The organism is Paenibacillus sp. An7, from assembly GCF_009870785.1.
In the GTDB taxonomy this organism is placed as follows: Bacteria; Bacillota; Bacilli; order Paenibacillales; family Paenibacillaceae; genus Paenibacillus.
The window spans coordinates 319,953-344,974 of record NZ_WTWX01000001.1; the positions used below are offsets into that span (position 1 = coordinate 319,953).

The window sequence follows — 25,022 nt, forward strand, 5'->3', positions numbered from 1 at the left end:
AAGGACTTGTTGAATCAATTTTACGACTCATTAAAATGATGAAATGGATTCAGTTACGTAGCGGTTTTCCTTTGGACAACATGTGCTGCATACGCTGCTGTGTTTTCACTTCTCCAAGCAGACTGAGAAAAGCTTCCCGTTCCAGATCAAGTAAATATTGTTCACTGACAACCGTTCCTGGCGCCACATCTCCTCCGGTCAGAACGTGTGCTAATTTCCTTGCAATCAAATAATCATGATCACTAATATATCCGCTGTTTTTTAATCCAAGTGCCCCTACTTGCAGGACCGCGCGGCCGTCTCTTCCCGCTACTCTTGCTTTAGCAGGTAGGTTTGGCTGGTAACCTGCCCGCTCCATTTCAAGTACCGCCTGTTTGGCTTCAAATATTCGGAAATCTTGATTCATAACGACACGATCATGACGGCGACCATACATACGAAGTGCTTCATGACCACTAGTTGATGTTTTCGCCATGGCAATCATTTCAAAAATACGGTTTAACTCAGGTTGAAGATCTGAATCAATATCTGGATAACGATCACTCGTCATGAGTGCCAGTTCTTTACAACCGCCGCCCGCAGGAATCAGCCCTACACCGGTCTCGACTAATCCAAAGTAAGATTCTGCGGAGAAAATAATACGATCTGCTGGAAGACAAGCCTCCACACCGCCGCCGAGGGTCATTCGGTGAGGTGCTGCCACTACTGGTTTTTCAAGACCTTTTAATTTCATCATACTGCCCTGGAATAAACGAATGATATCATCCACTTCATCCCAGTCCCCGCTTTGCGCTTCCATCAGCATGAGCATTAGATTGGCGCCCACACAGAAGTTACGCCCTTCATTCGCAATGACAAGACCGCGATAATTATTTCTCACTTCCTCGGCACTTTGCTGAATCATGACTAGAATATCTGCACCAATGGCATTGTTTGGCGAAGTAAACTCCAGACAAGCAACGTCATCTCCAAGATCAATCAGGTTCGCACCTGAGTTTTGGCGAATGATCTTGTTCTGTGCCTTTAAGCTTTGAAGCGAGATTACCTCTGGCTGTATTTCGACTTCTTTGAAGGCTCCTTTATAGAAGTGGAATACAGCTCCGTCTTTTTGCTCATAGAAAGACTTGTTGCCCGCAGCAATCCATTTTTTGACCCACGCTGGGACGACTAGACCTTCTGCTTCCATCCGCTGTACGGACTCGGGTAATCCAATCAAATCCCAAGTTTCAAATGGTCCAAGTTCCCAGTTAAAGCCCCATTTCATTGCATTATCGATATCTTCAATGGAATCTGCAATTTCCCCCAGTTTTTCTGCAGAATAGACTAGTACTTGTTTAAGCACATTCCAAGCCAGTTCCGAATAGCGATCCTTCGCACCAAGGAATGCTTTTATTTTCTTACTTGAACCTTTTACCGCTTTTGCAGCTTCAATGGAAGCAGATCTAACTTTTGCGCTTGGATTATAGTCCATCGTGGACAGATCAAGTGAGAGTATCTTGCTGCCCTCTTCCCCTTTCACTTTCTTATAGAAACCTTGCCCGCCCTTTTCTCCAATCCAACCTTTTGCTACCAATTCATTTAGGACATCAGGTACAGCGAAAATATCTTTCTCAGGTCCGTCTGCAACGCTGTCAAATACATTCTGAGCAACATGAACAAACGTATCGATTCCGACAAGATCCAGGGTGCGGAAGGTTGCGCTTTTCGGTCTTCCGAGAACAGGACCTGTCGCTGCATCTACTTCTTCTACGGTATAGTTGTTCTCTTGCATTTCATGTAAAGTAACGAGCAGTCCATATGTGCCAATTCGGTTTGATATAAAATTAGGTGTATCTTTTGCTAGGACAACCCCTTTGCCAAGCCTTTTTGTACAGAAATCTGCCATAAATGCGGTAATCTCCGGATCCGTATCATATCCTGGAATAATCTCTAGCAGCTTCATATGTCTAGGAGGGTTAAAGAAATGAGTTCCAATAAAATTCCTGCGGAAATTTTCGCTGCAGTCCTCCACCATTGCATTCACCGAGATTCCCGAAGTGTTGGTACTTACGATCGTTCCTTCCTTTACCACTCCTTCCATCTGTTTTAGAATGGATTTCTTGATCTCAAGCTTCTCCGTCACCACTTCGATAATCCAGTCCACATCTTTCAGTAGATGAAAATGATCGTCTATATTCCCCGGTGTAATTCGCTCTACAAAATCTGCCGCATAAAGCGGAGCGGAACTCGATTTAGGAAGAGATGCGATTGCTTTTGCCGCCAGTTTATTTCTAAACTTAGGATCCGCAAGGCTTAACCCTGCTTTTTCATCTTCTGCGCTTAGCGACTTTGGAACAACATCAAGCAATAAACAAGGAATGCCTGCATTGGCAAGATGGGCTGCAATACCCGACCCCATAACACCGGACCCGATCACGGCGGCTTTTGAAATTGTCCTAGTAGCAGTTTTGTGAGCCGTTTGTTTTGCTATCGTTTTATTCATTTCACTACGACCTCCCGTTGGCGAGTTTCTTTTCTTCCAAACACAGACTCCTCCAAAATCTCAGCAATATCTCGAGTCTTCACTTGCTCTTCTACTTCTTGCAGCTTTGTACCATCTTCCAGCATTGTCAGGCAGTAAGGACAAGCGGAACTAATCATCGTTGGCGATACCGCAAGGGCTTGCTCTGTTCTGGCTAGATTCACCCGTTTTCCTTCATCCTCTTCCATCCACATTTGCCCCCCACCGGCACCACAGCACATTCCATTTTCACGAGTTCGCTCCATTTCAAGAAGTGTTACGCCTGGGATCGCCCTCAGTACATTACGCGGCTGATCATAAACATCGTTGTACCGACCAAGATAACAGGAATCGTGATACGTAATTTTTTCTTCCACCGTATGTTTCGGAGAGAGTCTTCCTTCTTTCACAAGTTGGTCTAAAAGCTGCGTGTGGTGCAGTACTTCTGCCTTTAGTCCAAAATCAGGGTATTCGTTCTTAAAAATGTTAAAGGTGTGCGGACAAGCGGTGACGATCTTATGGACACCATATTTGTTAAAAATCTCGATATTCTCAGCACATAGCTGCTGGAATAGGAATTCGTTACCCATTCGGCGCGGTGTGTCGCCTGAATTTTTTTCTTCGTTACCCAAAATGGCGAAGTTCACGCCTGCTTCATTCATCAAGCGAACAAATGCACGGGTTATTTTTCTGCTGCGATTATCGTAAGAACCCATTGAACCTACAAAAAACAAATACTCGAAGGTCGGATTCTCTTTCACGGTCGGAATCTGAAGATGAAGAATATCTTCGGGATCGATTTCCTTTACCCATTTACTGCGTTCAGTTCGGCTAATGCCCCATGGGTTACCTTGACGCTCAATGTTCTGCATCGCTCTTTGTCCTTCTTGCGGTACACTGCCTTCCATAAGAACCAGATGTCTGCGCAGATCAACAATTTTATCTACATGTTCATTGGAAACGGGGCACTGATCTTCGCAATTACGGCAAGTCGTACAAGCCCATATTTCTTCTTCTGTCATCACTCCGCCAATAAGCTGAACATCACTGACATTTACACCTTCCACCTGATGCCATGCTTTCTTCTGAGCTGCCATCGTAGGACGAATATCAGTAATACCTTCTCCCTTCCACTCCGTGAGTTCGTGCTTTGTTTCATCCACCTTATAAACTCCCGAGTAGCCAAATATGCCAGCGGGCACCCAAGGGGATTTGGAAGTGAGCACAGCTCCTTTTTCCGTCAAATGATCTCTCAGTTTCACGATCATGTGCATGGGCGACAGCATCTTTCCTGTGCTTGTTGCAGGACATACATTCGTACAGCGTCCACATTCAACGCATGCATAGAAATCAAGCATTTGTTTCTGAGTAAAATCTTCTATTTTACCTACACCGTAGGATTCAGCTTCTTCATCATCGAGGTCTAATGCGGTTAGTTTTCCTGGGGCATTTGTTCTGCGAAATAAAATATTAATAGGGGCTGTTATGAGATGAAAGTGTTTGGATTGAGGAACATAGAGCAGGAATGACAGCAAGATTAGAAGATGCAGCCACCAACATACATAGTATAGTGCGCTTATTGCCATGTCAGGCATCCAGTTTACAGCAGCCGCGAGACTTGATGAGATCGGAGCGAGTGAAGATGACTCCGTGCCTTCTCTTACTCTCTCGAATGCCATGGTAAATAGTACAGATATCATAAGCGTAGTAATGAAGATGACGACAATACTAGGTTTAAATCCACGTTTTAATCGGTCCAGCTTCTCCCCGTATCTGCGGTATGCGGCGTATGCGATAGCCAGAAGAATGAGGACAACAGTAATCTCCTGCATGAGAATAAATCCTACATAACCTGGAATCGGAAGCTGATGACCACTTAAGCCTTTCCAAATAATATCCAGTGCGCCAAACTGTAAAATAATAAAACCGTAAAAGACAACAAAGTGCATAATGCCGCTTCTTGGATCTTTAAAAAGTTTCGTTTGACCAAATACCTGAACGGCAAAGGCGCGCAATCGTTCGTTCACATCTCGCCTGAGGTCAGCCGGTTTTCCTAAACGAATATACAGATACCGATGATACACGACTCTTATGAACAGATATACCGCCAGACCGGTAACGAGGAAAAAGAGCAGCGCATTTCCGATTTGCAAGATCATCCTCATCAGCCCCTTGTATCTTCATTCTTTACCTAGAATCCTTCTCTTTACTGTCTTTCTAAAGTGTGTCACCCCCTTCTTTATTTCTCATCAAGTCAAGATTAGGGTTTTTTTGTATGAAGCGCTTACATCTAATGTATAAAAAAGAGACCCCCATACTCCGTTTGACTGTAATACAACATGGATTCGTCAAATAACTGAATGATGAACGTCTCTATTCTCTATAAAGTAGATGTTTTTGCGGCATATTTAGGATTTGTTAACCCGTCGTTGACAATGATCAGAACGTATTCTATGATGATCAAAAGAAACTGAATGAGTATTCATTCATAAATTTAATTGTAGTCTAACATCGGGGTGACGATATGACAAGTAAAAAAACAGAAAAATATGATTTGATTCTTCAGGGTGCCCTCAAGGTATTTGCTGAAAACGGCTACCACCGTTCACAAGTTTCCAAGATTGCCAAGGCAGCCGGCGTAGCGGATGGAACGATTTATTTGTATTTTAAAAGAAAGGAGGACATACTCATTCATTTGTTCCAAGAGAAGCTTGGAGAACTGGTAAATAAGTTTCATGAAAGCGTAGCTGAAACGAATGATGCATGTGAAGCGCTGCGAATGATCTGCACCATTCATTACACGGAACTTGAGAATAATCCAGAGCTTGCTTATGTGACTCAGATTGAAATGCGGCAAAGTGAGCTGGAACTGCGAAAAGAAATAGGGATTACACTGAAACCTTACATCGAGCTGATCGAGAATATTGTTCAACAAGGGATCGACAATGGACAGTTTCGAGCGAACCTCAATGTGAAACTTGTGCGAAATTTAATTTTCGGTTCCATGGACGAAGTAGTTACTTCTTGGCTTTTATCGGGTCAAAAGTACTCCTTGCGTGATCAAGTGGATGAGACACTTCAGTTTTTTATTCATGGCGTTTCCAAGTAGAGAGGTTCTACATCTCTACGATTCACATATAAAAAACTCACAAGCATTCATTTTGAAGGGAGAGCGTAAACGATGAAAATGGTAGTGCTCATGAAACAAACATTTGATACAGAGGAAAAAATCGTAGTGAAGCAAGGTACGATTGTGGAAGATGGAGTCAAGTTTGTCATTAACCCTTATGATGAATATGCAGTGGAGGAAGCCGTCAAGCTTCGAGATGAATTTGGCGGTAGCGTAACCCTTGTATCCCTTGGTCCCAGTCGAGCCGCAGAAGCGCTGCGTACTGCCCTTGCAATGGGTGCCGATGAGGCAGTCCTCATCTCAGATGACCGAATTCCAGATGATGAGTATGCTGTCTCCAAAGTTCTATACACCTATCTATCCAAAGAAAATCCAGACCTTGTTCTTGGCGGTAATTTCTCAGTCGATCGCGGATCAGGTCAAGTGGCGATCCGGCTTGCGAACATGCTGAGTATCCCCCATGCCGCTTCCATTACTAAACTGACGATAAACGGTACCACCGCGGAAGTACACCGTGATGCCGAAGGAGACCTTGAAATACTTACCCTCCCCTTACCAGCCCTATTCACTGCTCAACAAGGACTAAACGAACCCCGCTATCCTTCCCTGCCCGGCATTATGAAAGCGAAGAAAAAACCATTCAAAACCTATACACTTGAAGATCTCGACCTTACAGAGGATGAAGTAAAGCCAGCGACAAAACAAACCATACTCACGCTCCCTCCAGAACGAAGTGCTGGGCAAATTATAAAAGGTGAGCCTGCCGAAGCAGTATCCGAACTTGTTTCCTTACTGCGAACGAAGTCTAAAGTAATTTAACTCTTGAATGCGTTTTCAATTGTGGTGTTTTTATAACTGTATGGCAAGTAGAATGTCCTACATGCAATTTTTTTATGAACCATGATCCCTGCTGATTTATTCTATATTGTCCGGGAGGTTAAGCTTATGAGCAGAACGATATTCATTTATGCTGAAAGCCGTGAAGGTAAGTTGCGTCAAGTTGCTAAAGAGACGTTAGGTGCAGCTCAGATCATTGCGAAGGAAGGGGATACCATCTGCGCTTTTGTTGCTGGATCTCAGATTACGGAAGCGGTATCTGCGATTCTTCCTTACGGAGCAGATCAAGTTGTTGCCATGGAACATGCAGACCTTGCGCACTATAATCCCGATGCTTACTTTGCTGCAATTAAGGCTGCGCTGGATCAAATGAAACCAGATATCGTTCTTTTTGGTCATACCGCCATTGGAAAGGATCTCGCTCCGCAAGTTGCAGCCTATTTACAAGCAGGTCAGATTTCCGACGTAACCGCGATTGATCATGAAGAAGGGGAACCGATTTTCACGAGGCCTCTTTATGCAGGGAAGGCATTTGAGAAACGTGTATTTGAATCCACTCCTGCTGTCGTTACCATCCGTCCTAACAATATTAAACCTGCGGAATTAAGCGAGACTGCTGCTCCATCAAGTGTGGTAGATCTTGCTTATCCTGCTCCTTCGCTGCGTTCCGTGATTAAAGATGTCGTGAGCAAAGCTACAGGAAAAATAGATCTGACGGAAGCCAAAGTGGTGATCTCTGGGGGCCGCGGTGTCAAGAGTGAAAATGGTTTTAAACCGCTCGAAGAACTTGCCGATTTATTAGGGGGAGCTGTTGGTGCTTCCCGCGGAGCTTGTGATGCAGGATACTGTGATTACTCCCTTCAAATCGGTCAGACCGGTAAAGTCGTTACTCCTGAAATCTATATTGCCTGCGGCATAAGCGGAGCCATCCAGCATTTGGCGGGCATGAGTCAATCCAAAGTCATTATTGCCATTAACAAAGACCCAGAAGCACCGATTTTTAAAGTCGCAGATTATGGTATCGTTGGTGATTTATTTGAAGTGGTACCGCTTCTCACCGAAGAATTCCGTAAAGTGCTTGTATAATTGATTGATGTTGGGATGTTGGAAGTATGAAATCAATTGGATTGTAAAATAAAAAAACTACCTTTTGCTCTTCATCCATATGGGATGCTTGCAGGAGGTAGTTTTCTATAATCGATATTTTCTTTAATTGAGGTTTTCTTTTATCAATAATCCATTTAAGTATTGTTCTTTTCTTATATTAGGATTGAACTGCTTCGAGCCATGCTTTACTAATCAGTGCATGACCTGCCGCTGTAGGGTGTACTCCATCTTCTGCCCAGAAAGCGGGATCGAGTTGTGTACTTTTTGAAGCAAATAAACCATCTAGAGGAATATAATAGGTTTTAAATTCACGAGCTAACTCGCGAATGGCATGGATTTTTGGATCAAGGTCTGCTCTCCATTCTCTCTGCCCTGCCGGAACAGGAAGAACAAATGGTTCAATAAGGACCAGTTTTGCATTGGTTTTTTCCTTGGTTTGAACAATCAGATCGCGATATGTACGATAGAAGTCTTCGGTTGTAGTTAATTCACCTTGATCATAATAACGCCAAGTGTCATTAATGCCGATATAGATCGACACCCAGTCAGGCTGATGAGCGATACAATCCTCTTCCCATCTTCGCTCAAGATCCGTAATTCGGTTTCCGCTAATACCCCGATTTAAAAACTTCATATTTAGCTCAGGGTATTGTTTTCCGATTTCAGCTGCTGTCAGCAGCGCATACCCACTGCCCAGGCTCCACTTATTACTATAATCACGACCACAATCCGTAATACTGTCTCCTATAAAAAGAACGGTCTCTCCCTGTTGAAACGGATGGCTCACGGTATACTTCCCCTCTCCAATTGCCTGATTTATACGTTCATTTTCATTCCTTATGATAACGCTATCAGTTCAAATTGGAAATAGGTTTTCCGCAGAATTTCATAACAAAAATAAATCTTATGATAAAACACATGACATAACTAACCTAACAAAACAAAACAGAACTTTGATTATACAATTTATTTAGTTATATCTAGTTCAAGCACGATTGGACAATGATCACTTCCGAGAACCTCACTATCAATCGATGCGTCTATTAAATGGGGAGCCATTCTCTCCGATGCTAGAAAATAATCAATTCTCCAGCCGATATTCCGCTCTCGAACCTTTGCCATATAAGACCACCAGCTGTATACATCCGTCTGATCAGGATAAAAATAACGGAACGTATCTACAAATCCGGCATCCAGAAGCTTTGTCAGTTTCTCTCGTTCCTCATCTGTAAATCCAGAATTTCCTCGATTGCTCTTTGCATTCTTGATATCTATCTCCTCGTGTGCGACATTCAGGTCTCCACAAATTACCACAGGCTTTTTCTGATCCAGGCCCGTAATATACTCTCGAAATTGTTCTTCCCACTCCAGCCGCAGAGCTAGTCTCGATAGATCTCTCCGAGCATTCGGTGTATACACGTTCACCAGATAGAAAGACTCAAATTCTAAAGTGATCATTCGGCCTTCCACGTCCGGGTCTTCTTCACTCATTCCATACTGGACGGACAATGGTTTCATACGAGTAAATACCGAAGTTCCCGAATATCCTTTTTTCTCGGCGTAACTCCAGTAATCCTGATACTCTTCACCCAGCTCCAGTTCAATCTGTCCTTCTTGCAGTTTCGTCTCTTGAAGACAGAAAATATCCGCATCCATATGATGAAAATAATCCATAAACCCTTTTTTCACACAAGCTCTAAGCCCGTTTACGTTCCAAGATACCAGTTTCATGTCTCTCTCCTTGATGTCTATACTTTCTTATCATTCTAGTAAATAAAAAGACTGCAGGCAAACTAGCAAATAGCCATCTATCTCTTATAAGACAATTAACTTTAATGGGCTGTTCTGCGGTGGTGCAGATTGTTTCCATAGCTTCGTTGTTATAGCAACGATATCTTGACCTTTTTTTAATCCTGCAAATTTCTCTTTTTCATCCTTAAGTATAAGGATCTCTTGTGTATCATAGTCTCTTAACTTTACAGATATTTGGTTTTCATTCTTAATAGGAACAACATCTAGCACCAACGCCCGCATGCCCTCGATATTTTCTTTTTCATATTCTTGGTTTTCTGTCAAAAAGCTTTCTATTACAGTATCCCTTAGCGTTTCAAACTCCTTGTCATTCCATTGATCTTTTGTTTTATTTCCTCTTCCTTCGGAACCCTCTGCATTGTTAATCGGATTCACTATTAACCCTATACTAGCCTCCATATCTTGGGATGAGCATGAAGCTAAGAAAATTACAACCATAGTTAAGATCAGACTTGTAAGAACCTTTCTCATCTTTTTTCACCTCTCGCTAATATAGACGAAAAAAGCCTGAATAAAGGTTGCAGCATTCTATTATCCTTCTCCTTATTCGATTAAACAGAAATCCCTTGTGAATTTCCTTAAACAACACAAAAAACTCACTCTTGTATAGTTACATCCCATACAAAAAGTGAGTTTTAATCAGATACCATTCATAAAAACGTACATCACCATAAATATCACCAGAGCGACCTAATACATACCATCGCTGATTGATAACTAAGGTGAATCACGGATTGATACCCATAGCAGACAAAACGTGAAGAATTTAAAACGCCGAGGTTAAAGGAACTTTTCCTATTCTTCGTCGAACTCCACGTTGTGATACACCTGCTGCACATCTTCCAGATCTTCCAGCACATCGATCAGTTTCTCGAACTGAGCAAGTGCATCGCCTTCTAGAGATACGAAGGTTTGTGGAAGCATTGTAAGCTCGGCTACCGTAAACTCGGAAATGCCTGCATTTTTGAAAGCATCTTGTACAGCGTGAAATTGATCTGGTTCAGCGTACACGATAACAGAATCATCTTCTTCGATAATGTCACGTACATCAAGATCTGCTTCCATCAGCAGTTCAAGCACGTCATCCGCTGTTTTTCCTTCTACACCGATAACGGCTGTTGAATCAAACATGTAGTTTACGGAACCACTTACACCGAGGTTTCCTCCGTTTTTACTGAAAGTGGAACGTACTTCAGAAGCAGTACGATTCACGTTGTTCGTGAGGGCATCCACAATAACCATGGAACCGTTAGGTCCAAAACCTTCATAACGAAGTTCGTCAAAGTTTTCTTCGGAACCGCCTTTTGCTTTTTCCAGTGCGCGGTCGATGATCGCTTTTGGTACGTTATAAGTTTTGGCACGCTCAAGGACTACTTTCAGTGCACGGTTCGACTCAGGATCAGGTTCACCCTGGCGGGCAACTACATATATTTCACGTCCAAATTTGGCATAGATTCGGCTAGTACTAGCGTCCTTATTTGCCTTTTTCTCTTTGATGTTATTCCATTTACGACCCATAATATATCGCTCTCTTTCACTTAGAATCAGGCTCAATCCTTTCTATTATAGCTTTTATGGATTGAGTTGAAAAGTTTACACGTCACATTTCTTGTAAGGAATATATGAACGGCATAAGGCCAAATTCTATTTTATTTTTATTTTGAACTCTCCTTTCGCAAATCCTGGGTATTCCTTTACCTTGAAAGACAAAGGCTGTTTATATTCCCTTTTTGGAATAGAGAACGTCATTTCGTGGCTCTCCGTGCTAGAATTCGCCCACATTAATAACTTAGCGTCGTTCATTGGGTATTCTTTACCCGCAGCATCTGTGAATGTGTTATCTTCATTGAAAAATTGTACAAAAGGATTGAAATATGGATATTCCATCTGGTCATAAATTCCTTCTGCACTGATACTTACTTGCATTTGATCTCCTGTTTCCTCTACCTTATCTAAGACGATGTGTGGACTTGGAGAGTGTATGGTCTCTACCGTCTCTGTATTAAATGTAAATACCTGATCTCGTTTACTCATAAAGAATCCTTTTGCTTCTAAAGTCAAAGACTCCGTTTGACAAAAATAAGGACTTTCAAAAAAATAAGTTCGCTCTCCTGTTGATAAGTCGCCCTGTACGGTCTCCATTCTTCTTTTGTAATCGGTATTATCACTTAATCTTACATCAATTAAATCATTGATCTGCATTGTATTATTTGGGTCTGCTGTGACATGTACTTTTGCTTGAAGAGGCGTAATGGTTACTTGATCAATGATCACTTTTTGACCATCTACTTCCATCTGCTTATCGACTGGAATGATCTCTCTCATACCTGCAAAACGTTTTTTATCCACGGTAAATGGAATTTCATAATGATGACCAACCATATTCACTTTCAGAATTAACCGTTCCGGCATCGTCTGACCGTCTAACAATCGAAAATCAAGTTTTTCATAAGTATCAACCGCTTCCTCAATCTCTTTTGGAAGAACACTTAATTGTTGCTCGCTGATCTTTTCTCCTTTTTCATTCGTCAATTCATAAGCGGCATAATCATTCGCTTTCCCTTCCCTCACTTTTGGTCCTTTTAGGGAATAGAGTATGAGAATCCGGTCTTCATCCGCAAGTATACTTCCCACCGTAAACACGGTATCTTCCGATGTATCGGAAATTCCCACTTCTTGTAGAAAATCATGTTCCATTGCTTTTGCAAATAAGCTGTCATACCGAATGAGATCCACGAATTTATTTAAACCCGGCATGTCCCGAACTGTGGAAGCAAAGGCGGGTGACACTCTGATACTCGCAACGAATATCATAAAAACACTCATCATCGCTGCGGCTGCTACAAAAATAGTTCTCCTTTTTCTCACATCCCCCTCCGTTTTCTTTCCTTGTGTCAATCCCTTACGGATTGCAAGATCAAGTTCAAAGTCCGTTACCATCATCATCCGCTGCTCATGCAGTTGTTTACTCATCTCAAAAGTATTCTCCCAATTCTTATTTTGATGATCAGACATATTTCCTCACCTTCCTGTCCTCAGTCCATGGGCTTTCTATATCTTCCTGATCCTCTTCTTCCAACATCTCTATTTTCATTTGTCTCAGTCCCTTATGAAGCCAGGTTCGGATCGTACCTTCCGGCTTGTCCATAAGTTCAGCAATATCTGGAATGGTAAGATCACGGTAATATTTCAGTACGATGACCATCCGATATTTCGGATGCAGCTTTCTAATCCGTTTTTCCATATCTAATTTGTGATCGGAATCCACACTTTGCGGAGCAAGTACTGCATCATATCCCATATGATCCGCAGCCGTAGGTACCTCTCTACGTTTCTTCTTCTGTTCATCCATACATACGCGTATTAAGATTCGAATGACCCATGTTGTAAAATATTCGGGTTTCTTCAGTAATTTCCGTTTTGCCCATACTTTGCTCACCGTTTCTTGGACTGCGTCTAGCGCATCCTGCTGATTGAGCATATAGGAATAGGCAATGCCATATAATTTATGCTTGTCTTCACTCATTCGTTCTAGGAATGCTTCTTCATCTCCTTGTCTTGCTTTTACAGCCAGTTCAATTAAATCCACTCATTCCCTCCTCCTTTCCTTCTGTTCTTATTTCCTCTATTTGTTAATTAGACTGACGTAAAGCCCATTTGGTTTTGATCACGCCAAAAATAAAAGAGCCACCAGAACAAGCTGTGACTCTTTCCTATAAATGATCTATTTTGAATCAAGCAGAATTTTCACTTTTTCTTTCACAAAACCCGGATACTCATGGACTTCAAAAGTCAGCGGCTGCTCGTAATCTTCTTTCGGGATCGTAAAGTATAAGGTTTGTTCTTCCTTTTCACCATCACTATGCGATGATGTTTTCGAAATATCAAGTATCATAAATTCAGTTCCTGATGCATCTGTAAACGCAATATTACTGCTTAACAGCGTAAAAAATCTATATATATTTGGAATAGGTATATCAATGTCTTTGGTCAGAATTGAAATTTCAATCTCTTCATCCTTTACAATGGCTTCCGAGAGGGTTATATGTTCACTTGGAGCGAGCAGGGTTTCTTTTGTATCTGTATTAATAACTAACTTTTTATTGCTATCCGAAATGTATGCCCCCTCTGACACCAAAGACACTGGTGAGGAATCGAAGTAGCTACTGATAAATCGTTCATTTAAACCTTCCGGCCACATGAGATCTCCTGTTCCACCTCGGCTTGGATAGTGTTTCCCCTCTTCGTTCATCAGAGCTAAGGAAATCATTCCATTGATGTTTCTAGTATTCAGCGGATCTGCTGAGATTCTTACGTAAGCTACAAGCGGAGTAATAACCACTTCATGTACCGTTAATTTTTGATTCCCAATAGTAAGAGCTTGTTCAGGTTGGTATGTTTTCTTCATACCAACATAACGACTCTGATCATTTGGAATAGTCACACTAAATTTTTTATCATCGAGTTCAATGTTTAAAATTAATGTATCGGGCGTGGTTGCCCCTTTTGGAAACCATGTGATGTCTAACAAACTGGCATCTACCAGCACTTTTTCAGCTTTTTCTTTATCATAGACCGAAAGTGGAGCTGCATAACTATAGCTACTAAGATGATTTTTCTCCCCATCAAGTACTTCATACCTAAGAGAAGAATCTTTCCTACTTGGTTGATTAAGTGCAGTTATCGTGTACAAAATAACCACTTTTTTCTCATCAGCTATAAGACCATCAATGCTAAGTGAATAATCTCCGTCTGTATCTGTGATATGTACATCTTGCAACAAATCATGTTTCACCGCATTATTCAGTGTATAGTCCTTTCGTATCAGATCCAAATAGCTTAATTTACCTGATAACTTTTCTTGTAAGATCCTATCCTCTTGTGATAATCCATTCCTCTCCAGTACGAGAATGGCCAAAAGAAATACAACGGTGAACCCAGTGATATAAAACAATCGTTTTGACCATCTATTTCGAGGTTTCTTGCTGTTTCTAGGTAATTTCGCGGTATCTGATTCCGGAAGTTGACTTTTAGAAGAGTCATTCGATACTTTTTTCATGATTTGTGCTACATTCTGTTCTTCCACTTCGTCTTTCATATGTACTTCCCGCCATTTCTTTAGTTATTGCTAAACCATACACATAGTTAACGTCTAAAAAACCATAAAGTTAGCTAAATAAAAAAGAAAGAGGAACATCGATGCCACTCACCTTTGCTCATCCAGCCGCTGTACTTCCTTTCGTTCGAAACAAAACTTATCTTCATTTTCCCGCACTTGTTCTTGGGAGTATGGCACCCGACTTCGAGTATTTCCTGCGGGGTAGACCTTCCGGCGAAATTGGTCATACGATCATTGGATTCATAACGCTGAACCTTTTCCTCGTTGTCCTAACTTATCTGGCATATCGGTATATTGTATATCCTCCTATATTCAACAATCTTCCTACTTATGTGCAGGTTATTCTCACTTCTTCGTCTTCTTCTTCATGTTCACCTTCACCCCCGAAGTCAGAACATCCACGGAATCCAAGGGTGATTCGGGTCCTTGTTTTTATATATTCCGCTTGGCTCGGTATGGCAACCCATGTGATCTGGGATTCGTTTACACATCAAGGAGGGTTTATGGTCTTAAGGTGGAGTCTCTTACAAGAAACCTTATCCATTTCTACGTATGACCTTCCCGTTTATAAAATATTGCAGCATGGCAGTACTTTGTTTGGTTTAACCATTATATTTCTCGTTTCTCTAAGCCGTTTAGGGAAGCACCCGAGCGAAGTGCGGATCTCTGCGAATTCATTACATTTCAATTCAAAGAAGTGGAGGTACTGGTTATCTCTCGGGGTTCTGATGATCGTTATATTCGTGCTATGGATACTGATGGATCCGATATCTTTATCCGATTATGGAATCCTTGTCGTGCGAATGATAGACTCCGTCATTCTCGGCTTTCTGCTTTTATCACTTGTTTATCTTTTCTGGGGGCCTTCCCCATTTCAAAAGAGACAATAAAGCGAATCAATTTGGTTCAAACATAATGTAAAATTAAAAAAAGCCGTAAGATAGATGGATCTGTGAGAACCAGTCCATGCATCTTACGGCTTTTTAATGTGCTTTTGAAAATTTATTATTTTGAAATTAGACTCTGAATTTCTTCCTTGCTCAAGGCTTGATTATAGATGCTAACCTCATCTAAACTTCCGTTGAAGTAGGGATCAGCTGCAAATCTGCTTTTACCGAGGTAAGCTTCGTTAGCAAGCAAGTCTTTCGGGTTATACGTCATTTCTTTATTCGTAGCAACCGGCTGTCCATTCACGTACATCGTACCGGTATTCCCCTCAAGCGTTACGGCTACATGCGTCCATTCGTTCTGAGGAAGTTTCGCTTGCGACAGCAAACTTTGATCAACTCCGTTATGAATCGTGAATTGTAGTACACCTGTATGCTGAGATGGAGTCAGGAACATGTGTTTTCCAAGCCCATCTCCGAAATCAAAGATACGCTGCCAGTCTCCTCCACCATTCCATTTCACCCATGCAGTAAATGTGAAATCTTGAGCATCGGTAACGAGTCCTGGTACCTGCACGTAACCATCTTTTCCATTAAACTGTAGGGCAGCACCTTTTTTACCTGAAGTTAGCTGCATTGCGCCCCCTTGAAGCACTCCATTTAGTCCATTTACAGATTGATCGCTTACTTTCGTTCCTTGTACGTCGTCAAAATTATAATTTGCAATGACGGGCCCTGTAAGTTCGGGCAGAACCGTCACGTTGAACGTTTTTGTCCCTGTGACTTTTCCTTTTTCTATCTTTGCGATAAGTTGGACCGCTACTTGCCCCTTACCAGCCGCAGGTCTTTTCACTACCCCTGTATTAGAAATAACTTCTTTATTAGACGAAGTCCAGCTGATTGTGCTGTCTTCACTAGCTTTAATGGGTAACACAAGATCTTGGTATACGGCAGTCGTATCGCCGATCGATAGATCTTTTTTCACAGCAGCTACCACATCTTTATCTTTCCGTTCTTCCGCACGACTACCCCATAAAGCAATACCTTGGTTGGAAAGCGCGGTAAACGTCATAACCGTCTGTTCTTTGGATGAATCCCACTCTCTGGAGAAGACGCCTTTATACTGTGCACCATCCACATCCACAACCGCTTCCCCATTTTTCCCAAGACTCCAAGTACCCTTCACATCACCTGTAATCTTACCTTTCTTGTCAAACACCGCTTTTGACGGAGTTTTAATGACATTCGTAATCTCTTTACCATGATTGATGATTTGGTAGGTGCCTTGAACATCATTTGCATTGATATTCTTCTTAAATTCCTGATCTGTATAACGATAAGGTGCTACCACAGGCCAGCCGTCTGCATTCATATACATCTCATGTACACGGATTTCATGCCCCTCGCCTTGGTTCGGGAAACGAGTATGGAAGATTAAAAATGATTTGCCTGTCTTTTCATCATAATAAGCAGAGTTATGACCCGGAGATACATAACCTAAACCGGAACCTGATCCAGGGTCACCCATTTCTCTTGTGAACTGAAAGTTCCCCATTAGTTTCACGCCGAAAGGCTCGATGGAACGATCATCAAAGAGCGGCAGAGATGGATCTGCTTTGACCTGAGTCATATCATTGCCTTCTGCATCAAGGTAAGGACCATCGGGGTTCTTGGAACGAACAACTCTCATATTGTATCCGCCAACAGAGTCAAGTCCGCCATAAGATAAGTACATGTAATAATAATCGGTCTTCGGATGATACAAAATATAAGGTCCTTCAATACGGCTGTGATTACCGCCAATTAATTTTTCGCCATATCCTTGATCAGGCAAGATCTTACCTGTCTTTGGATCCATTTCAAGAATAAAAATTCCGCCTGAATAGGATCCGTATACCATCCACAACTTCCCATTCTTATCGTAGAACACATCAGGATCAACTACATTGGGATGCTTTGTAGCATCATAAATTGTGCCGTCTTCTGAGATCTCATCCCACATACCTGACTTCAACAGAATACCTTCGTCCTTATAAGGACCTTCGATATTGTCCGCTACAGCTACACCCAGTGCAGATCTCGGAGAGTCCCCTTTACAAGCATTGTAGTACATATAAAAACGTCCATCTTCGAGTTGAATGACATCCGCTGCCCAAAGTGTATCACTCTGTGCCCAGGCGAGAGTTTCTTTGAGTTCTTCCGTTACATTCGGAATGAGTTTATTGCCGTCTTTTACTCCCGAATCAATCAAGTTCCAACTCATTAGATCTGTAGATTTTGCGGCGGCAAGGTGGGAACCAAAAACATAAAACGTATTGTCCACTTTGATTACGGACGGATCATGAACAGATGCTTCTTGAAAAACAGGACTCGCCTGCTCATTCGCCCCCTTCGCTTCACTAACAGAAATCGCTCCTGTAGAACCAAAGACGCTAAACAAAACCGTCAAGGTTGTCGTGAGCAGTGCTGCTTTCTTACTTCGCTTGAATAATGGATACAACGTTACCCTCTCCTTTTCATGTACAAAATAGGGGAATACACAACTTCACAGGTGAAACGCTCACAGAATTGATATGCTTAATAATTATGTAAATCTATTTAGCTGTTTGTTAAATGATAGCACTCATGATGTATTCTTTCAATATAAAAATGGAAACCCTTACAAATTATATATTCTTCTTTTCACGAAGAAAATAAGTGGTGTATAGTCCGTTTATATTCATCTATTAATAAAATAAAAAACGGCTCTTTCGGAACAATCTGCAGTAATACGCAGAATCGTTATCAAAACAGCCGTTATATTCATTAGATTATACTATTCTTCATGTTCAATACTAAACACATCTAACAGTTTGCAATCCACATCATAAGCCTGGTAAGTCAGAGTCTTACCTCGAATCGTGATTCCTGCAAACATTTGTTTATTATTCTGGAAATGAATTTTGTGGTAAAATTGATCCTCTTTTTTCTCATTGAATTTAGGACCGCTTGCATTCGCAACCACATATACGGTTCCTTCGTGATTACGAATCAGATCAGACCCATCTCCCGTAATCTCTCCTTGTTGAAGCGGATAAGATCTCGAATACTCATGATTATGGCCTTGCAGAACTAAATCTACCTCATATTCATCAAAGATTTCCGCCCAGTCCTGGATTTTCTTATACATGTTTCCGCCATATACTGGACGATGCATCGCTACCAATTTCCACTCTTTATCTGTACTTGATAAATCTTCTTTGAGCCATTCTGTCTGCTGCTTGATACTTCCTTCGGTATTGAGTACAGCGATATGGGCACTGCCATAATCAAAGGAGTAGTTGGTTTCTGTTCCTCTTAATTTAGATGCACCGTTATCTGGCGTGTAGAAGTAAGAAGCAAATCGCTCAAACTTATCATCCATCACATCATTATTACCGATGACAGGCACGATCGGAATACGACTAATCCAGGAAGTGCTTTCTTCTAGAAAATAGTTCCATGCATCATCAGACCCCGAATCTTCCACAAAGTCTCCCGCATGAACGACAAACGAGGCATCGGGAAACATGGTAAACGCTTGATCCATTGTATTTTTCCAAAGTTCAAAATCACTTTGCGTCTCACCTTGCGAATCCGTAGCATAAATAAAGGAGAAATCCTCTTCTTCTGGAGCGGTTTCAAAAGTAAGTGGATCACTCCATCCTTCCTCTGATCCGTCTCCTACACGGTATTGATATACGCTTCCCGGTGTTAGCCCAGTTGCCTCTACTTTATGAACTCCGACCGTTGCCCCGTTATCCAGCACAAGTGACGTCGTTGTTCCTTCGAAATTCAAGATTTCATCCCCTTCAAAAGAGGTGTCCTTCCCTTTTACAATCTGAAGTTTTGCAGACAAGTTCGGATTATCCGTTTGCCAAGTAAACGCACGGCTAGTCGTAGAATCTTCGCTTATCGTACTTACTACGACCGGATTTTCTTTTGTATTTGAATCCCCTTTGGAGTACCACTGCATACCTAGCACAGCCGCAACAATGACTACAGCAAATATGATAATCCACATTGTATCCTTTCGGTTCATCTCCTTCCTCCATTCCATAACGTAACTTAAAGTCTGAGATAGTAACTGCAGCTGTTTGCTAAGATACACCCGAATGAAACTAGAAGTCAAACGAACATTTACCTAATTCATTACGTAGTTTTATGGGTACGATGTAAAATTGATCCGTTTTTAAGGTTCCGTTCAAATTCAGTTCACACAAGTTTATTATACTTTCATTTATTTCGTTTCGTTTGAAGCGGCAATTCACCTTGAAGAAGGGATCTGCCGAAAGTCTTATACTATAAAGATTAGGTGGTGCTCTTCTGTGAAAAACAAATACTCTATTCTCCATTTATACTTTTGTTCCATCTGTCTGATTCTGGTCCTTAGTCTATACGGCAGTTCGTCCTCTTCATTTGCTACTGCAGCGGCTGTTACCACTCCTACTACTGAGAATGCAAACACCCCTGAACAGACCATGCCGTCTGTCAATCCAGATGGTGCGGAGGAAAGCCGGGTACCCGGCCAAGATCGAGGATTTGGCGGAGGATTTCCTGGAGGGGGTGTTGAAAGAGGCATGGGATTTCCACCAGGTGGTGGAGGAGAGGATTTTCCTTCCTTTAATCAACAAAAGATACAACAAGGATCAATGACCGATTTCATATCCTCTGTAGTATCGATCATCTTCCTTCTATTAGCCTCCGCATTTGTACATCTGTATAAACGGAAACGTCTTTAATCTTCATAATCAAGAAAATTGTGAGACTGTCTACCCTTGTGGTCGGCCGTCTTTTTTTATGCACTCCATTTGACAATCATTAACATTGTTCATTCTTTTTGTAATGAGAATGTAAAATTCATCTATTTTTAAGGTTCAGTTCAAATACAGTTCACACAGTCCAAGTAAGATGGGTCTCAAGCCGAAAACAATCAGATGCAAGTTAGCTGCGTAACTTGTGGAATCTACCCTAGAAAGAGAGGTGTAATTATGCTCACCCCAGCTCATGTGCAGCTGAGTAAACCTGTAAAGTACCGCAATGAACTTAAGTTTCTTATCAATCAGCATCAGTATACGATTCTGCGGCAAAGACTTAGAAACATTGTAAAGTACGATGAGAATGTAGGAGATACCGGAGAGTATCACATTCGAAGTTTGTACTTTGATGATATGGACAACCGTGCTCTTCACGAAAAACTGGGTGGTGTTCGGGACCGGGCTAAATACCGGATTCGAATCTACAATGTGGAAGACAAGGTCATTCATTTTGAGAAGAAAGTAAAAAAAGGGGATCTCATCGCAAAACAAAAAGTATCCCTGACAAGAGAAATGTATGAATCCATTATCGCTGGTGATTACGAAGTACTGAATGTTCCCGAAAAACCGCTGATGTACGAAATTTATCATGAAATGCGGGATCGGATGTTACGTCCAAAAGTCATTGTTGATTATGTGAGAGAGCCCTTTGTTTGTCACCATGGCAATGTGAGGATTACGTTTGATAAGGACCTTCGAACCGGCCTGCACTCTCTTGATATGTTCAACAAAGATTTACATCCTGTAAGGGCAATCGATGAAAATCTGATGATTCTGGAAGTGAAATTTGATGAGTACATTCCGGAATACATACGGATTGCATTACAGCTTGAAGGATTAAACCGGCAATCGGCTTCAAAGTATGTGATTTGCCGTAAATTTCTAAAGTCTAACACTTGGGAGGATTATTAAGATGTCAGCAACAGTTTCTACGACGGCAGCAGCGACACAAGCTACTACCGACACTACGAATTTTACAGATATTATTAAAAAATCGGTGATGGAAAACTTCACATCCGATATTCGTATTTCTGAAATTATCATCAGTTTAGCGGTCGCTTTTCTGATTGGTCTCTTTATTTTCACACTTTATAAACGTGTATTTAGTGGAGTGCTTTACTCTAAAAGCTTTAATGTTTCCCTGATTGGGATGACGATGGTAACTGCAATGGTCATCATTGCGATCAACTCTAACCTCGTATTGTCTCTTGGTATGGTTGGTGCGCTGTCCATTGTTCGTTTTAGAACACCGATTAAAGACCCGACAGATCTGATTTTCTTGTTCTGGGCAGCGGCAGCAGGGATTGTCTCTGGTGCAGGATTCTATACACTTGCAGCTCTCGGTTCCGCTATTATCGGTCTTATTCTCTTCTTCTTTATTAAGAGAACATCTCTTGATACTCCTTACCTTCTCGTTGTTAATTGCAACAGCGATGCTACGGAAAAACAAATTCACGAACAACTAGTCGGCATCGTAAAACGCTACAACGTTAAACAAAAAACCGTTACTGCAGGCAACATTGAAGTCACCTTCGAAGTTCGTTTGAAGGACAGCGAAGGCAGCTTTGTTAACCAGCTTACTGGAATTCAAGGTGTTAAGAATGCGGTGCTTATCAGCTATAACGGTGACTATGTATCCTAAAGATAAGGTGGTGCTCTAGATGAAGAACAAAATGACCCGTCTTCTTCTATGCTTCTGCTCCATCTGTCTGATTCTGGCCGGCTGCCAATTTGGCAGCTCGACCTCTTCCACGGATTCATCAGAAACCGCTGTATCCAAGAAAACACAGAAAATAGAAGAAACCATTTTTCCAAAAGACAAAGTGGTCGATGTAAAAATAACGATTGATAAAGATGAATTTCAAGATATGCTGGACAACGCCAGTGCGGAAGAATATAAGCCCGCCATTGTAGAATACAACGGTGTTAAACTTGAAAATGTCGGTATTCGCACGAAGGGGAATTTAAGTCTTCGCTCTGTTGTTCAAATGGAAGACTCCAATCGCTACAGCTTCAAGCTTTCCTTTGATGAATATGTGAATCAGACACTCGAAGGTATTAGCAAAATCAACTTAAACAATAACTATAGTGATGCAACCAGCATGCGGGAGTTTTTGACCTATGAATTAGCAGATTTAATGGGTCTTCCTACTCCTGAATATTCTTTCGTTAATATCTATATTAATGATGAACTATGGGGATTTTATCTTGCTGTTGAGCAGATCGATGAATCCTATTTGGAGAGGAACTTCGGGACCTCCTATGGCTCACTATACAAAGGTGTAATGACCGGTAAAGGCAGCGATTTAACTTGGCTCGGTGATGATCCGGATCTGTATACGGGTCTTGAAGTGAAGTCTGAAAAATCAGATGGTGATGCACTGATCGCCATGCTTAATGAACTCAATAATGGTTCAGACTACGAGAAATATATCGATATAGAGGATGCATTAGGATATATTGCCCTGAACGTTCTGACGAACAACACGGATAGTTATCTTGGGTCTAATAAACAAAACTATTATCTGTATGAAGAAGATGGAGTCTTCTCTATACTTCCTTGGGACTACAATATGGCTTTTGGGGGCTTAGGTAGAAATAGTCTGTATATCGATGAGCCAACGCAAGGAGCTCTGGAAGAACGTCCGCTCATTGCAAAATTGCTTGCTGTGGATGAGTATAAGGAGCAGTATCATCAGATCCTCTCCGAAGCGATCAACGGATATCTTGCTAATGATACCTTTACTGCACGAGTGCAAGAAGTTAAGTCAATGATTGCGGAATATGTAAAATCAGATCCGAATGCTTTTTATACCTATGATGAATTTGAAAAAGGAGTTACGAGCTTGATCTCCACCAATGCATCACAAGTCACAGATATTTCTGAACAGCTTGATGGTACCTCTCCTTCTTCTGGCGACGGCTCCGGTAGTGGATTCGACATGGGTGGAATCATGGGAGGAAGAGGCGGTGCCGGTGGCGCTGCTCCTGGTGGTAATACTGGAGATGCAGCTGGCGCTCCTGGTGACGCTGCTACCGGTGGTAATACTGGTGGTGCAACTGCTGATGATGAAACAGCAGCGGATGGTGCTTCTTTTAGCAAACAGAATGCGAATGTGCAAACAGCACCTGATACCGCAAACAACGTTGTTCAGAATGCAACCGAAAATGGGGCTACAACGGAACAATCTAATACAGCAAACCAGCCGCCTGCTGGAGAAATTCCATCAGACAAAACTACCCAAAATGGTGGGCAGAGTAATACAACGACTCCTACTGATGGAGCTCAGCCAGACGCAGAAGTTGAAGAAGGGAATGGCATCACACCTCCTGATGGCTTCGGCGGCGGCATGGGTGAAGCACCAGATGGTTTTGGCGGCGGTATGGAACGTCCTGAAGGAGGCATGATGGGAGGTGGTGGATTCCCTGGTGCGGATGGAGCTAAGCAAAATATGCAGCAAGGTACTACACAAGACTTAATTCGGGTTGCCGTATCTCTAATCATTGTCATACTCGCTTGTCTTTTCGTCACTTTCTACAAACGTAAACGACTCTAGTAGTAAAAATGTCAAATTACATTACGGTTTTTAACGTGAAATGATACCTTGAAAAAGAAATGACAACAACTCCAAAAAAGACTGTTCACCTTTCCTTTCGGTTTCGGTGAGCAGTCTTTTTTTAATGTAACGATTATTATAAAACAGACGACCATACCTTTACCGCCGTTATGGTAATCAAAAGGACAAGGGCATATCTTAAATACTTTACGTCCATTTTTGAACCTACCAAAGAGCCGACAGGCGAACCAGCGATACTCCCAATAACCGTGAAAAGGATCGGAAGAATCGGAATATCTCCCCCGCTTATTTTACCGATCACACCGCCAATTGCCGAGACAAAGACAATCGATAAAGAAGTCGCAATCGTAATTCGGACCGGTATTCGAAGCACTTTCATCATAATCGGAATAAGGATAAATCCTCCTCCAGCTCCAACAATACCAGAAACTACACCGACAACAAAAGCAAGCGAACTTGCCAGAAATCGGTGGAATGTAATCTCTTCTACCTTTTGTATCTCTTCTTTGCCTCTTGCAGGGAATAACATAAGAATTACAGCAAGTACCGCAAGGATTCCATAGATGATGTTAATCGTTTGCTCCTCGAAGCGCGCAGACCACAATCCTCCCAGCAGGCTTCCTATTAATATACTGGTGCCCATCCAAGCAGCTAAAGAGTAATGGATTAAGCTCGTTTTTGTTTTTCGAGATTGCAGTCCATACCCAACGATTCCAGAAAGCGATGAGAAAAACACCTGGAATATACTAATAGCAGCTACTTCATGGGCTGTAAATTCACCCATCCCGAGAAGCGGCGGGATAAATAAAAGAAGCGGATAATTGATAATGGCACCGCCAATTCCCAGCAAACCTGAAAAAAACGAACCGATGAATCCGAGCAGGATCATAAGCAGTATAAACATAAGATGTTCCCTCCTCTCGCTCACAACACAATCAATTAATTTACTCAACACACATGACTATACAAACTTGAAAAGGCAAGTTATAATAATCCCAACTAAATAAATAGGAATAAAGGTGATACCTATGACCGGTTTGAACCGTCTTTTTCGCCAGCATTGCCCCAAATGCAAGCAACCTTTATCCAGTAAGCTAACCATACTGCATGTAACCAAATCCTGTGGAGAGTGCGAATATAAAGAAGAATTTTATCCTGCTCTAGGAATAAGAGTTACGTACGAAGAACCTTCTACTTATTCAGCGGACTCCAACAAA

Annotated in this window: 20 protein-coding genes; 8 read left to right on the forward strand and 12 right to left on the reverse strand. The window is 41.8% G+C overall.

What is annotated here, in order from left to right; genetic code table 11:
• Nucleotides 1-49 precede the first annotated feature (49 nt).
• Both GQY27_RS01365 and GQY27_RS01370 read right to left on the reverse strand, forming a co-directional pair.
• On the reverse strand, nt 50-2,482 hold the full coding sequence (locus GQY27_RS01365) for a 3-hydroxyacyl-CoA dehydrogenase/enoyl-CoA hydratase family protein (protein ID WP_160031718.1): 2,433 nt from the start codon (nt 2,480-2,482) through the stop codon (nt 50-52).
• Nucleotides 2,479-4,659: a (Fe-S)-binding protein gene (locus tag GQY27_RS01370; protein WP_160031719.1), complete on the reverse strand. Its 2,181-nt coding sequence runs from the start codon at nt 4,657-4,659 to the stop codon at nt 2,479-2,481. Before GQY27_RS01370 ends, GQY27_RS01365 begins: the two co-directional genes overlap by 4 nt.
• A 365-nt stretch (nt 4,660-5,024) precedes the next feature.
• Between GQY27_RS01370 and fadR the strand changes: the two genes are divergently transcribed.
• The 3 genes from fadR to GQY27_RS01385 all read left to right on the forward strand — a co-directional run bounded on the left by fadR (nt 5,025) and on the right by GQY27_RS01385 (nt 7,553).
• Nucleotides 5,025-5,609, forward strand: coding sequence for a fatty acid metabolism transcriptional regulator FadR (gene fadR, locus GQY27_RS01375; protein ID WP_160031720.1), 585 nt, complete (start codon nt 5,025-5,027; stop codon nt 5,607-5,609).
• Between the two features lie 72 nt (nt 5,610-5,681).
• Complete coding sequence (locus GQY27_RS01380) at nt 5,682-6,449, forward strand: electron transfer flavoprotein subunit beta/FixA family protein (RefSeq protein WP_160031721.1); 768 nt, start codon at nt 5,682-5,684, stop codon at nt 6,447-6,449.
• 126 nt (nt 6,450-6,575) lie between these two features.
• Nucleotides 6,576-7,553: an electron transfer flavoprotein subunit alpha/FixB family protein gene (locus GQY27_RS01385; protein WP_160031722.1), complete on the forward strand. Its 978-nt coding sequence runs from the start codon at nt 6,576-6,578 to the stop codon at nt 7,551-7,553.
• A 178-nt stretch (nt 7,554-7,731) separates the two neighbouring features.
• Here the strand turns inward: GQY27_RS01385 and GQY27_RS01390 are convergent, their stop codons facing one another.
• The 7 genes from GQY27_RS01390 to GQY27_RS01420 form a co-directional block, all read right to left on the reverse strand.
• Nucleotides 7,732-8,361, reverse strand: coding sequence for an SGNH/GDSL hydrolase family protein (locus tag GQY27_RS01390; RefSeq protein WP_160031723.1), 630 nt, complete (start codon nt 8,359-8,361; stop codon nt 7,732-7,734).
• Between the two features lie 179 nt (nt 8,362-8,540).
• Nucleotides 8,541-9,305, reverse strand: coding sequence for an exodeoxyribonuclease III (locus GQY27_RS01395; protein ID WP_160031724.1), 765 nt, complete (start codon nt 9,303-9,305; stop codon nt 8,541-8,543).
• 84 nt (nt 9,306-9,389) lie between these two features.
• On the reverse strand, nt 9,390-9,857 hold the full coding sequence (locus GQY27_RS01400; protein ID WP_160031725.1) for a hypothetical protein: 468 nt from the start codon (nt 9,855-9,857) through the stop codon (nt 9,390-9,392).
• Between the two features lie 324 nt (nt 9,858-10,181).
• Entirely contained in the window at nt 10,182-10,904 is a 723-nt protein-coding gene (locus tag GQY27_RS01405) for a YebC/PmpR family DNA-binding transcriptional regulator (protein WP_160031726.1), read from the reverse strand.
• A 126-nt stretch (nt 10,905-11,030) separates the two neighbouring features.
• Nucleotides 11,031-12,401, reverse strand: coding sequence for a DUF4179 domain-containing protein (locus GQY27_RS01410; RefSeq protein WP_160031727.1), 1,371 nt, complete (start codon nt 12,399-12,401; stop codon nt 11,031-11,033).
• Nucleotides 12,394-12,975, reverse strand: a complete 582-nt coding sequence (locus GQY27_RS01415; protein WP_236570429.1) for a sigma-70 family RNA polymerase sigma factor — start codon at nt 12,973-12,975, stop codon at nt 12,394-12,396. Before GQY27_RS01415 ends, GQY27_RS01410 begins: the two co-directional genes overlap by 8 nt.
• A 135-nt stretch (nt 12,976-13,110) precedes the next feature.
• Nucleotides 13,111-14,484, reverse strand: a complete 1,374-nt coding sequence (locus GQY27_RS01420) for a DUF4179 domain-containing protein (protein WP_160031728.1) — start codon at nt 14,482-14,484, stop codon at nt 13,111-13,113.
• Between the two features lie 101 nt (nt 14,485-14,585).
• On the opposite strand from GQY27_RS01420, the gene GQY27_RS01425 reads away from it, so the two are divergent.
• Nucleotides 14,586-15,395, forward strand: a complete 810-nt coding sequence (locus tag GQY27_RS01425) for a DUF4184 family protein (RefSeq protein ID WP_160031729.1) — start codon at nt 14,586-14,588, stop codon at nt 15,393-15,395.
• A 115-nt stretch (nt 15,396-15,510) separates the two neighbouring features.
• Here GQY27_RS01425 and abnB read toward each other — a convergent pair whose 3' ends face one another.
• Together abnB and GQY27_RS01435 are read right to left on the reverse strand one after the other, a co-directional pair.
• Nucleotides 15,511-17,892 (reverse strand): arabinan endo-1,5-alpha-L-arabinosidase AbnB, encoded by a 2,382-nt coding sequence (gene abnB / locus GQY27_RS01430; protein WP_236570430.1) that lies wholly within the window; start codon nt 17,890-17,892, stop codon nt 15,511-15,513.
• Between the two features lie 315 nt (nt 17,893-18,207).
• Nucleotides 18,208-19,452 carry a purple acid phosphatase family protein gene (locus tag GQY27_RS01435; RefSeq protein ID WP_160031730.1) on the reverse strand — a complete coding sequence of 415 codons (1,245 nt, stop codon included), beginning with the start codon at nt 19,450-19,452 and terminating at the stop codon, nt 18,208-18,210.
• A 286-nt stretch (nt 19,453-19,738) separates the two neighbouring features.
• Here GQY27_RS01435 and GQY27_RS01440 point away from each other — a divergent pair, with 286 nt between their 5' ends.
• The 4 genes from GQY27_RS01440 to GQY27_RS01455 all read left to right on the forward strand — a co-directional run bounded on the left by GQY27_RS01440 (nt 19,739) and on the right by GQY27_RS01455 (nt 23,784).
• Entirely contained in the window at nt 19,739-20,152 is a 414-nt protein-coding gene (locus GQY27_RS01440) for a hypothetical protein (RefSeq protein ID WP_160031731.1), read from the forward strand.
• 273 nt (nt 20,153-20,425) lie between these two features.
• Nucleotides 20,426-21,139 (forward strand): polyphosphate polymerase domain-containing protein, encoded by a 714-nt coding sequence (locus GQY27_RS01445; RefSeq protein WP_160032025.1) that lies wholly within the window; start codon nt 20,426-20,428, stop codon nt 21,137-21,139.
• A 1-nt stretch (nt 21,140) separates the two neighbouring features.
• A complete protein-coding gene (locus GQY27_RS01450) occupies nt 21,141-21,869 on the forward strand; it encodes a DUF4956 domain-containing protein (protein ID WP_160031732.1) in 729 nt (242 codons plus the stop codon).
• 19 nt (nt 21,870-21,888) lie between these two features.
• Entirely contained in the window at nt 21,889-23,784 is a 1,896-nt protein-coding gene (locus GQY27_RS01455; RefSeq protein ID WP_160031733.1) for a CotH kinase family protein, read from the forward strand.
• A gap of 136 nt (nt 23,785-23,920) precedes the next feature.
• Here GQY27_RS01455 and GQY27_RS01460 read toward each other — a convergent pair whose 3' ends face one another.
• Nucleotides 23,921-24,709, reverse strand: a complete 789-nt coding sequence (locus GQY27_RS01460) for a sulfite exporter TauE/SafE family protein (protein WP_160031734.1) — start codon at nt 24,707-24,709, stop codon at nt 23,921-23,923.
• Nucleotides 24,710-25,022: the final 313 nt, after the last annotated feature.